This window comes from Pseudomonas sp. D3 (assembly GCF_029320995.1).
In the GTDB taxonomy this organism is placed as follows: Bacteria; Pseudomonadota; Gammaproteobacteria; order Pseudomonadales; family Pseudomonadaceae; genus Aquipseudomonas; species Aquipseudomonas paraveronii.
On the sequence record NZ_CP119772.1, the window covers coordinates 4,177,817 to 4,194,152 of the forward strand.

Consider the following 16,336-nt stretch of genomic DNA (forward strand, 5'->3'; position numbering starts at 1 on the left):
CATGAACGATTTCAACACCCTCGAACTGATCACCGACAGCCGTGGTTTCGCCACGCTGTGGCTCAGTCGTGAAGCCAAGCACAACGCGTTCAACGCCCAGATGATCCGCGAACTGATCCTCGCCCTCGACCACGTGCAGGGCGATGCGTCGCTGCGCTTTCTGGTCCTGCGCGGGCGCGGCAAACACTTCAGCGCCGGCGCCGACCTGGCCTGGATGCAGCAATCGGCCGAACTGGATTACGCCACCAACCTCGACGACGCCCGCGAACTGGCAGAGCTGATGTACAACCTGGCCAAGCTGAAAATCCCGACCCTGGCGGTGGTACAAGGCGCCGCCTACGGTGGCGCGCTGGGCCTGATCAGTTGCTGCGACATGGCGATTGGGGCGAATGAGGCACAGTTCTGCCTGTCGGAAGTGCGCATTGGTTTGGCGCCCGCCGTGATCAGCCCGTTTGTGGTGCAAGCCATTGGGGAGCGCGCCGCGCGTCGTTATGCGCTGACCGCGGAGCGCTTTGGCGGCGAGCGCGCGCGCGACCTCGGCCTGCTGGCCGAAAGCTATCCGGCCGAAACCCTGGATCAACAGGTGGACCAATGGATTGCCAATCTCCTGCAAAACAGCCCGGCGGCGATGCGTGCGAGCAAGGACTTGCTGCGCGAAGTCGGTAACGGCGCCCTTACCCCGGCGCTGCGGCGCTATTGCGAAAATGCCATCGCACGAATTCGCGTCAGCGCCGAAGGCCAGGAAGGTTTGCGCGCGTTCCTGCAAAAACGCCCGCCCAGTTGGCAGTCGCAGGAGCCACGCGCATGAACACACTGACCAGCGTGCTGGTGGCCAACCGTGGCGAAATTGCCTGCCGTGTGATGCGCACCGCCAAGGCGATGGGGTTGACCACCGTGGCGGTACACAGCGCCACCGATCGCGATGCGCGCCATAGCCGCGAAGCCGATATCCGCGTCGACCTCGGCGGCAGCAAAGCGAGCGACAGCTACCTGCAAATCGACAAACTGATCGCCGCCGCCCAGGCCAGCGGCGCCCAGGCGATTCATCCGGGGTACGGCTTCCTTTCCGAAAACGCCGGTTTCGCTCGCGCCGTCGAGGCGGCCGGGTTGATCTTTCTCGGCCCGCCCGCCTCGGCGATCGACGCCATGGGCAGCAAATCGGCGGCCAAGGCCCTGATGGAAACCGCCGGCGTGCCGCTGGTGCCGGGCTACCACGGCGAGGCTCAGGACCTGGAAACTTTCCGCGCCGCCTGTGCGCGTATCGGCTACCCGGTGCTGCTCAAGGCCACGGCCGGGGGCGGCGGCAAGGGCATGAAGGTGGTCGAGGACGTCAGCCAACTGGCCGAAGCCCTGGCCTCCGCCCAGCGGGAGGCGTTGTCGTCATTCGGCAACGCGCAGATGCTGGTGGAGAAGTACTTGCTCAAGCCGCGCCATGTGGAGATCCAGGTGTTTGCCGATCAGCATGGACACTGCCTGTACCTCAATGAGCGCGACTGTTCGATCCAGCGGCGCCACCAAAAGGTCGTCGAGGAGGCCCCGGCGCCCGGCTTGAGTGCCGAACAACGCCGGGCGATGGGCGAATCCGCAGTGCGTGCGGCCCAGGCCATTGGTTATGTGGGCGCGGGCACGGTGGAGTTTTTGCTGGATGCCCGGGGCGAATTTTTCTTTATGGAGATGAACACGCGGCTGCAGGTGGAGCACCCGGTGACCGAGGCGATTACCGGCCTCGACCTGGTAGCCTGGCAGATTCGCGTGGCCCAGGGCGAAGCGCTGCCGATCACCCAGGCGCAGGTGCCGTTGATCGGGCATGCGATCGAGGTACGCTTGTATGCCGAAGACCCGGCCAATGATTTCCTCCCCGCCACCGGCCACCTGACGCTGTACCGTGAATCCGCGCCCGGCCCGGGCCGTCGGGTGGACAGCGGTGTCGAGCAAGGCGACAGCGTTTCGCCCTTCTACGACCCGATGCTCGGCAAACTGATCGCCTGGGGCGAGGACCGCGAACAAGCGCGGCTGCGCCTGTTGAGCATGCTCGACGAGTTCGCCGTCGGCGGGCTCAAGACCAACCTGGGCTTTGTGCGACGCATCATCGGTCATCCGGCGTTTGCCGCCGCTGAGCTGGATACCGGGTTTATTCCGCGCTATCAGGACGAGCTGCTGCCGGTGCCTGGCGCATTGAGCGACGCGTTCTGGCAGGCCGCAGGTTCGGCCTTCATGCAGAGCCTGCCAGCGGGTGACGGGCCATGGGCGGACACCCGTGGCTTTCGCGCGGGGCTGCCCGCCGAAGTCTCGCTGCACTTGAGCTGCAACGGTCAGGATCGCCTGGTGACGTTGGCGCAGCACGCGCCGCGACTGCAAGGCGAACAGCTGCTGATCGAACACCAGGGGATACGCCGCGCCCATCTGGCGGTGCGCAGCGCCAGCACGCTGTTCCTGCGCTGGGATGGCGAAATGCATGCCATCAGCCTGTTCGATCCGATTGCGGCGGTCGAGGCCAACCAATCCCACCAAGGCGGCCTCACCGCACCGATGAACGGCAGCATCGTGCGTGTGCTGGTGGACGTCGGCCAGACCGTCGAAGCCGGCACGCAATTGGTGGTGCTGGAGGCGATGAAGATGGAGCACAGCATCCGCGCGCCCCAGGCCGGCGTGGTCAAGGCACTGTTCTGCCAGGAAGGCGAAATGGTTGCCGAAGGTTGCGCGCTGGTGGAACTTGAAACAGCGGACTAGAACTTCGCCGAGGCCTGCACGACAACGCCGAGGATGCGGCAATCGTCGCTGAACAGCCGCTTGGGGTAAGTCGGATTGAGCGGCACCAGGTACAGCTGGCCGCTCTCTTCGCGCAATTGGCGAAAGGTCGCCTGCGTGCTCTGCGCGCACTGCGCGACCACCAGCTTGCCGGGTTCGGCGTCGATGGCCGGGTCCACCAGGATGATCATGCCATCACCGATGCTCAGGCCACTGGGCGCGGTCATGGCATCGCCGACCACGGGCAGCCAGTAAGCCTCGCCCTGGGCGTGATAATCCGTCAGTTCAAAGCGTGCCGCGCCGTAGGCCGGGCGCTCTTCGCGAAGTTCGCACACACCTTTCCAGTCACTGACCGGGTAGCGGAAATACGGGTTGTAGTGTTGTAGCCCGGCCGGCAGTGCATCGGTCTTCTGGCGAATATCCAGCGCAACTTCCAGGTCGCCCAGCCCCAGTTCCTCCAGCACCCGGTTCATGTCCGCCAGGCTTGGCACCCGGCGCTTGTTCAGCCAATGCCCCACACCGCCCTGGGACATGCCCAGGCGTTCGGCCAGTTCATCCTGCGTGACCTTGCGGTCTTTCATGTTGGCCCTGACCAACGCTATCCAGTTATCCATGGGGCCTGACAATACGTTGCGTATTTTTCAGGGCAATAAACAGTTTGTAGTAATCCATAAAACGACATAAATACGATACGTACTATTATCGGGCATCCGCGTTTCGACACCCAACCCGAGTACCGACCTATGACGACAAGCCCCTATCGCCTGCCCGGCGAACCCGAATCCCATGAACTGCTCGACATGCGCAGCAGCGGCGCCGCTCAACGGGCGCTGGACTATTATTTGAAAGAAGATATGTGCGACTCGGCCCCGAATGACGCCTTCTTCAGCATCAAGCCCGGCATCAGCCCGGAGGAAGCCCTGGTGCATGCCTCGGACCTGTTGCGCAGCGCGGCCGCCACGGCCTACGAATCGGCGAGCAGCCATCAAGGCAACCAGCGTGACCTGGCATTTTCAGTGGTGTATTTGATTGATATGGCGAAGGCGATGGTGGAGCGATCGTTGCAGGCGCCGCACGCTCAGGACAATCCATGAGCCACACGAAAGAAAAATATTCCTATCCCTCGGATAAAAACATTTGACTTGCAAATGATAATGATTATTATTGGAGCCAGCTGATCGCGAGATCAGTCGATAGGCCAAGAGACCTTAGGTCGGACTCTTGGAATATCTCCTCATCAGGCTAATCACGGTTTTTGACCCGGCTCTTTGGCCGGGTCTTTTTTTTGCCAGTTTCCCTGGCATGGCTTCAGGCTAATGAAGACTGTGTGTTGCTTGATGACGCAAATGATAGCAAAAGACCATCGTCGAAAGAAAGCCGGGCGACCGCTCTAGCTCAGATCTTTGCGAAATAGCGCTTGAGAATCAATCTCATAGACCCTAAGCTGCAGCGGCGTCAAGGACGACGCCCCCCTCCTCTCGCAACAATTTTGCATCCAGATTTTGCCCAACCTCTGTGTAAGATAACCGCCACAACACTCATACTCAGGCAACCAGACTATGACCGTGGCCTTGACCTCCATCAAGATAAGCACCGACTTCGACAGCGGCAACATCCAAGTGCTGGATGCCAGCGATGCCTATCACTTGTTGCTGGCAATCAAACCCGATACCCGCAGTCACCATTTCCAATGGTTCCACTTCAAGGCCGAAGGCATGCATGTGGGCCACACCCACACCTTCCGCCTGAGCAACGCCGGGCAATCGTCCTATAAGCACGCCTGGAGCGGCTACAACGCCGTGGCTTCGTATGACCATGTCACTTGGTTCCGGGTGCCTACGCGCTTCGATGGCGAAACCCTGCACATCAGCCTGGAAACCCGCGAGAAGCATGCGTGGTTTGCCTACTTCGAACCCTACAGCCGCGCGCGCCACGCCGGGCTCATCGACCAGGCGCTGAACCACGCGGGCACCCAGCTACTGGCCACCGGTAAAAGTGTCGAAGGCCGCGATATCCAATTGTTGCGCCGTGGCAAAGGTGGCGCAGGTCGGCGCAAGGTGTGGATCATCGCCCAGCAGCATCCCGGCGAGCACATGGCCGAATGGTTTATGGAAGGCATCATCGAACGCCTGCAACAGGACGGTGATGCCGAGCTGAGAAAGCTGTTGGCCGTCGCCGACCTGTACCTGGTGCCGAACATGAACCCCGACGGCGCCTTCCACGGCCACCTGCGCACCAACGCCATGGGCCAGGACCTCAATCGAGCCTGGCAGAACGCCAGCCAGGAGATCAGCCCGGAGGTGTTGTTCGTCCAGGAGCAAATGGAAAAGTATGGCGTCGACCTGTTCCTCGATATCCACGGTGACGAGGAAATCCCCTACGTATTCGCCGCCGCTTGCGAAGGCAACCCCAGCTACACCCCGCGCATCGAAGGCCTGGAAAAACACTTCCGCAGCCACCTGAGCGCCTTGACCCGTGACTTCCAGACTACCCACGGCTACACCCGCGACCTACCGGGCGAAGCCAATATGACCCTGGCCTGCAATGCCGTCGGGGAGAAATACGACTGCCTGTCGCTGACCCTGGAGATGCCCTTCAAGGACAACGACGACGCGCCCAACCCGCACACCGGCTGGTCGGGCAAACGGTCGATGCAGTTGGGCAAGGATGTGTTGAGCAGCGTGGCCGATATCGTCAGCCTGTTGCGCTGAATGCGGCGAGCGTACTCGCCACAACCATCGAGCGCGGGCCTCAGTCCTGGGGGCCCGTCATGCTCCGCAGCACGCCGTCACGGCGAATCAACCCATGGAACAGCGCCGCCGCCAGGTGCAACAGCACCGTGAGAAACAGCACGTAGGCAAGATAACCATGGGCCTTGCGCAGCACCGCGAACAACGGCGCGTTGGCCGCCACCAACGCCGGCAGTTGCACCGAACGGCTGAGCATCACCGGGTCGCCCGCCGCCGAAATCATCGCCCAACCGAGCAGCGGCAACACCAGCATCAACGCATATAGCACCAGATGGGACGCCTTGGCCGCCAAGGCTTGCCACAGCGGCAAGTCGGCGGGCAACGGCGGTTGGCGCGTAGAAAAACGCACCACCAAGCGCACGATCACCAACGCCAGGATCGCGATGCCCAGCGGCTTGTGCAGGTGAATCAACCATTCATGGCGTTCGGAAACCGACGCTGCCAGGCCCGCGCCGATAAACAGCATGGCGATGATCATCAGCGCCATCAGCCAGTGCAGCAAGCGCGCCAGCGGGGCGAAAAACCGTGGTTGGGCATTCATGGCTTCGACTCCTGAGGGCTGCGGTGCAACGGGCTGACTTCTGCGGCGCGACGCAGGTAAGAACTGGCGTAGGCGGCCGAACGCGCGACCAGCAACGGGTCATTCGAGGCTTCGATGCCGCTCGGCAGAATCAGCGGATCGAAGTTGATGTCGCGGCAATCGCCGTCTGCTTGCGCTTGGCTGCTTTGCAGCACCAGGGTGCCGGCGTTCAGCACGGTGTGCTCGCCGACCCAGGGTTTGCTTGCATCGTCGAGCGGGTCGCCGGGGTTGGCCAGGGTCAGGTTCAACTGCCAACGCAGCGGTCCTGAAGCCAGGCGTTGCACCAGATCTTTTTCCAGGAAATCACTGCCGGCTGGCGCGGTATCGCCCGCAGCATCCAGGCTCTGCGGGACAACCCCCCAGCGCACGGCCTGGCGCGTGCCATCGACGCCCACCAGGTAAAACGCATGGATACCGTTATAGGTTTCAGTCGCATAGCTGGCGGATGGCTTGGCCGTCTTGACCCACGCCAGGAACGGCGCGGCCTCGGGATGGGCCGCAAAGAACGCTGGCATATTCGCCGGGTTCGGCTTGCCGGTGGCCGGGTCGGGCGCGCCGGCCTTGAGCATTTGGTAGAACGCCTCGGGGGTGCCCACCGGGAATACCGGCATGCTGTTCATCCCCGTGCGCCACTGCTGGCCGTTGGCCTGGCTGAATTGCACGGCAAAACTGCGGATGGGCACGCTGCTGTCCGGCGCGTAGGGATTACCGCTGGGCAAGGCAAAACGGCCGATCAGCGGGGTCTTGGCCGCGTTGAATACCTGAGCACTCGAATAGGCTCGCGCTTCGCTGCTGCTCTCGAAATACCCGGCGACACACACACCCTTGGCGTGGTTGCGGCGGAACCCCGGGTGTACGCCGTTATTGGTTTCCAGGGCATTGACCAGGGTTTTGGGCTGCAGGCGTTGTGGGTCGAAGGTGCCGTTGACGTAGGCAAACGCCCCGGCGACAACCGCCACCACGCCACCGATACACGCCAGCCTGAGCACCAGGCTGGCCATACCGAGTGGCGGACGGGGCGGTGATGAGTGATCTACCATGAAAGCTCCAGGGCACGTGGCCAGGGGGGAATTGAGCTATGAGACGAATCCCATGTAGGTTTATTCCCCCTCCGCTGTAGTTTTTTTCAGAGTAGCCCCAGCGCCGCGTCCTGCGCCCTCCTAGACCTGATTAAACACGGCCGCTCGCTTGTCGAGAAACGCCCGCATGCCCTCCTGCTGATCAGGCGTGGCGAACAGGCTGTGGAACAGCCGGCGTTCCAGCCGCACGCCCTCGTGCAAGCCGAGCTGCAGGGATTGCTCGACCGCTTCACGCGCCGCCCGCGTGGCCAGTCGAGAAAAACCGGCGATTTGCGCGGCCACCGCCAGCGTCTGCTCTAGCAAGGTTGCCGCCGGATAGACACGCGACACCAGCCCGGCCTGTTCAGCCTCCTGAGCGCTCATCGGCCGCCCGGTCAGCACCAGGTCCATGGTCTTGGCCTTGCCGATCAAGCCCGCCAGACGCTGGGTCGCCCCCATGCCCGGCATCACGCCGAGCTTGATCTCCGGCTGGGCAAAGGTGGCGGTATCGGCGGCGAAAATCATGTCGCACATCAGCGCCAGCTCACAGCCGCCACCGAAGGCGTAACCGTTGACGGCGGCAATGGTCGGCGTGCGCAGGCGGCTAAACGCCTCCCAGCCGACGAAGTAATCCTCGTTGAGCATGTCCAGATAGGACTTGCCACTCATCTCCTTGATATCGGCTCCGGCGGCGAAATACTCCGCTGCGCCGGTGATGACAAAACACCCGACCTCGGGGTCTTGGTCGAGGGCCTCCAGACAGGAAACCAGCTGCGTCATCAACGCCGAGTTCAGCGCATTCTTGACATGGGGACGGTTGAGCCTGGCCAGGACCACCCGGCCATGACGCTCGATCACTACATTCATAGGCACCTCCAGTGATTGATATCGTTGAATGAACACGCGCTTTTCAGGAATCCCAGATCGCGCCATAGGCGGGTATTCCCCGGGCTTCCAGTTCTTGCACCACCTGTCGCGTCAGACGCTGGTTGGCGATACAGATCACAGCCTCCGCGCCAAAGGCTTGCACCGCGCCGTAGGCCAACTGCACCAGGTCAGGTTTGCCGCGCGCATCGGTGTCCCAGATCAACGCGCCGGGCTGGGCGCGCAGGATCTCGTCGACCCATTCGTCGCCGTAGGTCTTTCTCGGGCTGCGGGTCGACCAGATCAGTTGGATCGGCAGCCGCGCCGCGAGTAAATGCGGCATGACCGGGCCGATCCCGCTGCCGGTGGCGACGTACACCACCGACTTGAACAGGGTTTCCACATTGGCCACGCCGGCAGTGGTGATGCCCTTGACCCATACATGGCTCGGCAAGTCCTCGATAAACCGCCCCGTCCAATCGCCGGCGCGGGAGATGGTCAGACGAAACCCGGCCTGGCCCGGCGTGGGGATGTTGGCAAAGGAGTGCCACTCCAGCAGCGGATGCCGGCTGATCGCGGTCGACGAACCGGCAAAAGGCGTGGTGTGGGTAAAGCGCGTAATTACCGCATGCCCGGAAGGCCGCGTGTGTTCAACGGCAACTTTGCGCAGCCGCAGCCAGGGCAGCGCGATGCTCAGCGTCAACAGCACCAGCATCCAGAACGCGCCACTGTGCAGCAGGCTCGCAAAGCTATCGACGGACGCCAGCAACGTCAGCCCCCAAAACAACAGCAACGCAGCCCACCCCGCAAACCGATGAACCCGCTCGAAGCCATTGTGAAACCGCCCCCGAATGCGTGGTTGAGCCATGACCACCATCAACAGCAACACGCCGAGCAACGTAGCGCCGAGCCACAACTCGGCGAGCGAAACACTGCCCGGCTGCTGCAGATAGTCCGTGGCCCGCACACCGACCCACCCCGCGAACCAACCCGTGGCCGCCAGGGCCGCGCCGCTGTGCAGCCCACCGAAGTGGTACACCTTGGCCGCACTGCGCCGCACACGCAGCGGCCAGGTGACGGGAACACGCGTCGCCAACCAGAACAACGCATTGATCAGGTATTGCTGGCGAATCAGGATGGCCAGCGACAGGTTGATCAGCACCAGCTCCGACAACGTCTGGGCGCTGATGCCCGGCAGGCCGACGCCGAACACGGCAAACGCGAGGTTGCTGATCAACACCAGCGCCACCAGGCGGTTGTAGTAGGAAAACACCGGCAACGCCGTCCAGCGCCGCCAGAGCGCCGGTTTGGGTGGCACCACGGTTTGGCTCAGCGCATCAAGCATGGCCAGACTCCTGCGGCGCGAACGCCTGCCATGCCACCCACCTTTCGCGCGCCCGTTGCAGCAACAGCGCCTTGTCGATCTTGCCCCTGGCGGTCAGTGGAAAATGCTCCACCACGTCAATCAGTGACGGCACGCAGTAGTAGGCCAGGCGTTGCTCGCACTGCAATCGGCAAGACGCCACGTCGGCGCTGGCCGGCGAAACAAAGGCCACCAAGGTGCGGCTGTCGAGCTTCAGCGTGACCGCCCGCGTGCAGCCATCGCCGGCCTCCAGGGCGGTGGACACCGCGTCCAGTTCCACGCGGAACCCGCGGACTTTCACTTGGTCATCGACGCGCCCCAAGTGTTCGAGTTGCCCGTCGGCCGTCCAGCGCCCCAGGTCGCGCGTGCGGAACATCATGGCATCGCCGCCCAGAAAGGGGTCCGGGCGGTAGCGTTCGTGGGTCAGTGCGCGGTTGTTCAGGTAGCCCGCCGTCACCCCGGCGCCGCCTGCCCACATTTCCCCGGTTTGCCCCAACTCACAGGGGCGTCCCTGTTCGTCGAGCACGTACACGCTGTTGTTGGGTGTCGGCTGGCCGATGGTCAATGGCGCGCCAGGCACATGCCGATGCAACGTGTTGACGATGGTGGTTTCGGTGGGCCCGCAGCCGTTGTAGAACGTACAGTGCTCGGCCCAACGCTCGGCCAGGGCCTGGGAACAGGGTTCTCCGGCGACCGCGACCACCTGGAGATCGGGGCACTGCCGAGGGTCGAGGCGCGCCAGCATCGAGGGGGTTGCAATCAACACATGGCACTGTGCAGCGGTCTGTGCAATGGCTTTGCCGCGAATCAGCAAGGTCGCGCCATGGGCCAGGCAACCGAGTATTTCCCAGGCCGCCATGTCGAACCCGATATTGAGGATCTGCCCCACGTTGCGGCCCGGCGCCATGCCCATCCGCCCGGGCTGCGTCAGCAGGATGTTGCAGACGTTACGGTGACTGACACACACGCCGTTGGGGCGCCCTGTCGTGCCGGAGGTGAACAGCACGAAACACAGGTCATGGGTGTCGGCGGCGGCGAATGCGTGATGATTATCCTGGGTGATCCAGGGCTCTTCGGCCAGGAAGCTGTCCAGGCACAGGCGGCGCTGGGCGGCGTCCGGCGGAATGCGATCCGCCAGGTTCGACAGGGTCAGAATCACCGGGCTGGTCAAGGACTCGAGGACCATGGCCAGTTGCAGGGTCGGTACGATTCTGGCGTCCTGCGGCACGTAGGCGGCGCCGACCTTCAACACCGCCAACAGGCCCACCACCATGGGGATCGAACGCTCGACGAACAGCGCCACGGTGTCGCCGCGTTTCACGCCCTGTTCGACCAGGCGCGCGGCCAAACGATTGGCTTGGCGGTTGAGTTGTTCGTAACTGATGCGCTGTCCCGCCCACACCGCCGCCGTCGCGTGCGGCGCCAGCGCCGCTTGCGCTTCGATGGCGTGGTGGATACAGCCGTAGCCCGGAGGGGTTGACGGACCAAAGCCCCATTGCTCGAACAAGACTCGCTGCAGGACAGACAGATGCGCCAGCACCGGGTGGGAAAAAAGCCGCTTGTCGGTCGGTGAAAACGTCATGGATACACCCTCATCGGTTGACTGCCGAAAAATAGCTGGCAGGTACGAGGGTGGATTGAGGCGCGAGCCTTTGATTACAGGTGCTCAGGATTTACAGAAACGTCTCACCGACACGCGTAACGTTTCTTTTCATCGCGAGTGGAATAACCTACAGGGAGCAGCGTCTACCTGCATACAACCGGCTAGACTCAACTCCCCATGCATGAACTCGACGAACAGTTACGTGAACTCATCCCCAGGCTGCGGCGCTTTGCCGTGTCCCTGAGCCGTAACGCCAGCAGCGCCGACGACCTGGTGCAATCGACCCTGGAACGAGCGATCACGCGCTGGGCCGACAAAACCGTCGACGGCGACCTGCGCGCCTGGCTGTTCTCGATCCTCTACCGGCAGTTCCTCGATGCCCATCGGCGCACCCGGCGCTATGCACGCATGCTCGAGTTGTTTACTGGCCGCGATGATGTGCAGCCCTCGGTCGAACGCACGGTGATCGCCCAGTCGACCCTGCAAGCCTTCGACCAGCTCAACAGCGAACAGCGCGCCCTGCTGTTGTGGGTGTCGGTCGAAGGCTTGAGCTACAAGGAAGTCGCGCAGATTCTCGATGTGCCCATCGGCACCGTAATGTCGCGCCTGTCCAGGGCGCGCCAAGCCCTGCGTCAACTCAGCGATGGCGAAATTAGCCGCCCTTCCCTGCGGATACTCAAATGATCAGCCTGCCCCCCAGCGAACATGATTTGCATGCCTACGTCGATCAGCAACTGCCAGAGAGCGATCGGCGCGTGCTGGAAACCTACTTGGCTGCCCACCCCGAGGTCGCCGCCCAGGTCCATGCCTGGCAGCAGGACGCGCACGTATTGCGCGCCGCCTTGAGTGGCGCACTCCAGCAGCCGGCCAACCCGAACCTGGACCCGGCGCTGATCCGCCAGCGCATCAAGCAGCAGTCGCGCCGCCATTTCGCCACGGCGGCGCTGCTGCTGATAGCGATCAGCCTTGGCGGTCTGGGCGGCTGGCAGGCCCGCGAAGCCACGCAATCGCCCATGCTGCCCATGACCGATGCCATGCAGGCCTACCGTCTGTTTGCCCAGGACGGTGTGCTGCCCGCCGACTATCACGCCCAGGGCAGCGACACCATGCAAGCCTGGCTCGACCGCTATTTCAACCAGGCCCAGCGCCTGCCCGACCTGAGCCAGGCGGGCTTCAGCCCTGTCAGCGGGCGCTTGCTCAGCACCGAACAAGGCGCGGCGGCGATGGTGCTGTACGAGGATCTGCAAGGCCGGCACATCAGTTTCTATATCCGCCCACCGGGCCCGGAAAACGCCTTCCTGCCCCGTGGCAGCCGCAGCGCCGATGGCTTGCAGGCCGAGTACTGGTCCGGCGGCGGGTACAACTACGCGATGGTCAGCCCGGTGGGTCAGCCGGCCACGCCGCTGCTGCGCTTCTAGAAACCGACGGCCAGGCGTTTTCGAGATAGCTGGCGGCGCGTTTCTCTATTGGTCAAATCCAAGGTGTCGCCCTAAAGTGAGCGACCACCGCACACAGAGTGACTCCCATTGGCGCCGCGTTCCCTGATCCGTCGTTTGCTCGGTAAAAAACACCACACCCACGACGACTCGCCCATCCCGACGTTCTTTCAGACCAAGGCCGCGCAGCACGGCTATACCCTCAGCGCCGCACAGGCCCAAGCGATTGCCGCGATGGCGCGCGAGACCCGGCACCTGCTCGCCGGCCAGCCTACCCGCAGCCTGTATTTGCACGGGCCGGTGGGGCGCGGCAAAAGTTGGCTGCTGGATGGTTTTTTCCAGGCATTGCCGATTGCTGAAAAACAACGCGTGCATTTCCATGACTTTTTCGCCCACCTGCACCGGGGCATGTTCGCCCATCGTCAGCACCACGACGCGCTGGCCATGACCCTTGATGCGCTGCTGGACGGTTGCCGCGTGCTGTGTTTCGACGAATTCCACGTCCACGATATCGGCGATGCAATGCTGATAAATCGCCTGTTTAAGGCGTTGTTCCAACGTCGCGTGCTGGTGCTGGTGACGTCCAATTACCCGCCGCACGGGCTGTTGCCCAACCCGCTGTACCACGAGCGCTTCAAACCGGTGATCGAGCTGATCGCGGCGCGCATGGACGTGCTGGAAGTCAGCTCGCCCGAGGATTTCCGCAGCCTGCCCCAGGCCCATGCCGAACAGCGCTTCAGCAGCGGTCAGTACGTGTGGCCAGGCACGACGGCGCAGCGCGCCGCGCTCGGGCTGCCGGCCACGGATTGCCCGGCGCAGGTGCTGAGGGTCGGCAACCGCCAGTTGCGCTGCCGCAGCCAGCAGGCACGGCGCATCGCCTTCACGTTCGCTGACCTCTGCGAACAACTCACGGCGGTGATGGATTACCTGCTGCTGTGCCAGGACTTCGACCACTGGATCATCGACGGGCTGCCGCACCTGGCAGACTGCCCGATTGCCGTGCAACAGCGCTTTATCAATTTGGTGGACGTGCTCTACGACCAGGATAAACAGCTGATCCTGATCGGTGCGCACCCGCTGGAGCAGGCCTTGAGCGGCCAAGCCATTGATCTGGCGCGCACTGCCAGTCGCCTGAACCAATTGCAAGTGGTCCACCCGCAACACACGCCCGACCCGCTATCATGAGCGCCTTTTACACCCCCCTTGCCGAGTGACCGCGCCGTTCATGAATACCCTCGCCCAACTCAAGGCCGGCCAATTGGCCGGCATCCAGCGCCTGGACCTGTCCTGCGGGCTGACCGAATTCCCCCGGGAAATCTTCGAACTGGCCGACTCCCTGGAAATCCTCAACCTCAGCGGCAACGCCCTGAGTAGCCTGCCCGACGACCTGCATCGCCTGCCGCACCTGCGCGTGCTGTTCTGCTCGGACAACGCCTTTACCGAACTGCCGGCCTGCCTGGGCCAATGCGCAAAGCTGAGCATGATAGGCTTCAAAGCCAACCGGATCAGCCACGTGCCGGCCGCCGCGCTACCGCCGCTGTTGCGCTGGTTGATCCTCACCGACAACTGCATCAGCCAACTGCCCGACGAATTGGGCCAGCGGCCGCTGCTGCAAAAACTGATGCTGGCCGGCAACCACCTGGCGCACCTGCCGCCAAGCCTGGCCAACTGCCACAACCTCGAGCTGATCCGCATCGCCTCCAACCGCCTCACCGGCCTGCCGCACTGGCTCCTGGCACTGCCCAGCCTGACCTGGCTGGCCTACGCCGGCAACCCGGTGGAAATGGCGGTAGACGTAGCTGACGACGACGCGACGCCGGACATTCCGTGGTCGGCACTGGAACTGGCCGAGGTCCTCGGAGAAGGCGCCTCCGGGGTGATTCGCAAGGCGCTCTGGCAACCCTCGGCCAAGCCGGTGGCGGTCAAGTTGTATAAAGGCAGCATCACCAGCGATGGCTCACCGCTGCACGAAATGCAGGCGTGCATTGCCGCCGGGCTGCATCCCAACCTGATCAAGGTGGAAGGCCGCGTGGTTGACCACCCGGATGACCAGGCCGCGCTGGTGATGGACCTGATCGAGCCGAGCTACCGCAACCTCGCCGCCCTGCCGAGCCTGGCGTCCTGCACCCGCGATATCTACGAACCGGCCACCCGCTTCAGCCTCGCCGTGGCATTGCGCATGGCACGCGGCATCGCCTCGGTGGCCGCGCACCTGCACCGCCACGGCATCACCCATGGCGACCTGTACGGCCACAATATTCTGTGGAACGCGGCGGGCGACTGCTTGCTCGGGGATTTCGGCGCGGCATCGTTCCATGCCTCGGCGGACACCGTGGAAACCCGGGCGCTGCAACGCATTGAAGTACGGGCGTTCGGGGTGTTGCTCGGGGAGTTGCTGGAGCGGATTGACACGGGCTTGAGCGACGCCACGCGCCAGGCACTGGAAGGCTTGCAGGGGCGTTGCTGTCAGCCCGAGGTGTTGGCGCGGCCGAGCTTCAAAGAAGTCGAAGCGCTGCTGCAATCTATTCCACACCACTGAACCCAATGTGGGAGGGGGCTTGCTCCCGATGGCAGTAGCACATTCAACATCATCGTTGACTGAGGCACCGCTATCGGGAGCAAGCCCCCTCCCACCGTTTGGAGCGCGTTTATTCAGCTACGAATCAGCCAGCCAAGCCTTCGAGAAAGGCTTCGAATCTGCTCATCGTGGAAACCAGGGCGCTGCAACGCAGTCTATTCCACACCACTGAACCCAATGTGGGAGGGGGCTTGCTCCCGATGGCAGTAGCACATTCAACATCATCGTTGACTGAGGCACCGCTATCGGGAGCAAGCCCCCTCCCACCGTTTGGAGCGCGTTTATTCAGCCACGAATCAGCCAGCCAAGCCTTCGAGAAAGGCTTCGAATCTGCTCATCGTGGAAACCAGGGCGCTGCAACGCAGTCTATTCCACACCACTGAACCCAATGTGGGAGGGGGCTTGCTCCCGATGGCAGTAACACATTCAACATCATCGTTGACTGAGGCACCGCTATCGGGAGCAAGCCCCCTCCCACCGTTTGGAGCGCGTTTATTCAGCCACGAATCAGCCAGCCAAGCCTTCGAGAAAGGCTTCGAATCTGCTCATCGTGGAAACCAGGGCGCTGCAACGCAGTCTATTCCACACCACTGAACCCAATGTGGGAGGGGGCTTGCTCCCGATGGCAGTAGCACATTCAACATCATCGTTGACTGAGGCACCGCTATCGGGAGCAAGCCCCCTCCCACCGTTTGGAGCGCGTTTATTCAGCCACGAATCAGCCAGCCAAGCCTTCGAGAAAGGCTTCGAATCTGCTCATCGTGGAAACCAGGGCGCTGCAACGCAGTCTATTCCACACCACTGAACCCAATGTGGGAGGGGGCTTGCTCCCGATGGCAGTAGCACATTCAACATCATCGTTGACTGAGGCACCGCTATCGGGAGCAAGCCCCCTCCCACCGTTTGGAGCGCGTTTATTCAGCCACGAATCAGCCAGCCAAGCCTTCGAGAAAGGCTTCGAATCTGCTCATCGTGGAAACCAGGGCGCTGCAACGCAGTCTATTCCACACCACTGAACCCAATGTGGGAGGGGGCTTGCCCCCGATGGCAGTAGCACATTCAACATCATCGTTGACTGAGGCACCGCTATCGGGAGCAAGCCCCCTCCCACCGTTTGGAGCGCGTTTATTCAGCCACGAATCAGCCAGCCAAGCCTTCGAGAAAGGCTTCGAATCTGCTCATCGTGGAAACCAGGGCGCTGCAACGCAGTCTATTCCACACCACTGAACCCAATGTGGGAGGGGGCTTGCTCCCGATGGCAGTAGCACATTCAACATCATCGTTGACTGAGGCACCGCTATCGGGAGCAAGCCCCCTCCCACCGTTTGGAGCGCGTTTATTCAGCCACGAATCAGC

The 16,336-nt window shown here is 62.8% G+C and carries 14 protein-coding genes; 8 read left to right on the plus strand and 6 right to left on the minus strand.

Translation table 11 applies throughout. From position 1 onward, the window contains the following. Position 1 precedes the first annotated feature (1 nt). Positions 2 to 808, plus strand: a complete 807-nt coding sequence (locus P3S72_RS18945; protein WP_276193590.1) for a gamma-carboxygeranoyl-CoA hydratase — start codon at positions 2 to 4, stop codon at positions 806 to 808. Further along, positions 805 to 2,730, plus strand: a complete 1,926-nt coding sequence (locus P3S72_RS18950) for an acetyl/propionyl/methylcrotonyl-CoA carboxylase subunit alpha (protein ID WP_276193591.1) — start codon at positions 805 to 807, stop codon at positions 2,728 to 2,730. The genes P3S72_RS18945 and P3S72_RS18950 overlap by 4 nt, the downstream gene beginning before the upstream one ends. Here P3S72_RS18950 and P3S72_RS18955 read toward each other — a convergent pair. Next, entirely contained in the window at positions 2,727 to 3,362 is a 636-nt protein-coding gene (locus P3S72_RS18955; RefSeq protein ID WP_276193592.1) for a LexA family transcriptional regulator, read from the minus strand. The two genes, P3S72_RS18950 and P3S72_RS18955, sit on opposite strands and share 4 nt — an antisense overlap. A 129-nt stretch (positions 3,363 to 3,491) precedes the next feature. Between P3S72_RS18955 and P3S72_RS18960 the strand changes: the two genes are divergently transcribed. Continuing rightward, positions 3,492 to 3,842 carry a DUF3077 domain-containing protein gene (locus tag P3S72_RS18960; RefSeq protein WP_276193593.1) on the plus strand — a complete coding sequence of 117 codons (351 nt, stop codon included), beginning with the start codon at positions 3,492 to 3,494 and terminating at the stop codon, positions 3,840 to 3,842. A gap of 465 nt (positions 3,843 to 4,307) precedes the next feature. Next, positions 4,308 to 5,459 (plus strand): M14-type cytosolic carboxypeptidase, encoded by a 1,152-nt coding sequence (locus P3S72_RS18965; RefSeq protein WP_276193594.1) that lies wholly within the window; start codon positions 4,308 to 4,310, stop codon positions 5,457 to 5,459. A 40-nt stretch (positions 5,460 to 5,499) separates the two neighbouring features. Here P3S72_RS18965 and P3S72_RS18970 read toward each other — a convergent pair whose 3' ends face one another. From P3S72_RS18970 to P3S72_RS18990, 5 genes are all read right to left on the minus strand, one after another. Further along, complete coding sequence (locus P3S72_RS18970) at positions 5,500 to 6,039, minus strand: cytochrome b (RefSeq protein WP_247405901.1); 540 nt, start codon at positions 6,037 to 6,039, stop codon at positions 5,500 to 5,502. Beyond that, the gene (locus P3S72_RS18975; RefSeq protein WP_247405898.1) at positions 6,036 to 7,118 is read right to left on the minus strand and encodes a catalase family peroxidase; all 1,083 of its coding nucleotides are present in this window, start codon (positions 7,116 to 7,118) and stop codon (positions 6,036 to 6,038) included. Before P3S72_RS18975 ends, P3S72_RS18970 begins: the two co-directional genes overlap by 4 nt. 120 nt (positions 7,119 to 7,238) lie before the next feature. Next, positions 7,239 to 8,003 (minus strand): enoyl-CoA hydratase-related protein, encoded by a 765-nt coding sequence (locus tag P3S72_RS18980; RefSeq protein ID WP_247405895.1) that lies wholly within the window; start codon positions 8,001 to 8,003, stop codon positions 7,239 to 7,241. Positions 8,004 to 8,046: 43 nt separating this feature from the next. After that, complete coding sequence (locus P3S72_RS18985) at positions 8,047 to 9,345, minus strand: hypothetical protein (RefSeq protein WP_276193595.1); 1,299 nt, start codon at positions 9,343 to 9,345, stop codon at positions 8,047 to 8,049. Continuing rightward, a complete protein-coding gene (locus tag P3S72_RS18990) occupies positions 9,338 to 10,945 on the minus strand; it encodes an amino acid adenylation domain-containing protein (protein ID WP_276193596.1) in 1,608 nt (535 codons plus the stop codon). The genes P3S72_RS18985 and P3S72_RS18990 overlap by 8 nt, the downstream gene beginning before the upstream one ends. A gap of 198 nt (positions 10,946 to 11,143) precedes the next feature. On the opposite strand from P3S72_RS18990, the gene P3S72_RS18995 reads away from it, so the two are divergent. From P3S72_RS18995 to P3S72_RS19010, 4 genes are all read left to right on the plus strand, one after another. Then, complete coding sequence (locus P3S72_RS18995) at positions 11,144 to 11,650, plus strand: sigma-70 family RNA polymerase sigma factor (RefSeq protein ID WP_247407728.1); 507 nt, start codon at positions 11,144 to 11,146, stop codon at positions 11,648 to 11,650. Continuing rightward, positions 11,647 to 12,384, plus strand: coding sequence for an anti-sigma factor (locus tag P3S72_RS19000; protein WP_276193597.1), 738 nt, complete (start codon positions 11,647 to 11,649; stop codon positions 12,382 to 12,384). The genes P3S72_RS18995 and P3S72_RS19000 overlap by 4 nt, the downstream gene beginning before the upstream one ends. Before the next feature lie 108 nt (positions 12,385 to 12,492). Next, complete coding sequence (zapE, locus tag P3S72_RS19005) at positions 12,493 to 13,587, plus strand: cell division protein ZapE (protein WP_276193598.1); 1,095 nt, start codon at positions 12,493 to 12,495, stop codon at positions 13,585 to 13,587. Between the two features lie 40 nt (positions 13,588 to 13,627). Then, on the plus strand, positions 13,628 to 14,941 hold the full coding sequence (locus tag P3S72_RS19010; RefSeq protein ID WP_276193599.1) for a protein kinase: 1,314 nt from the start codon (positions 13,628 to 13,630) through the stop codon (positions 14,939 to 14,941). The last annotated feature ends 1,395 nt before the right edge of the window (positions 14,942 to 16,336 follow it).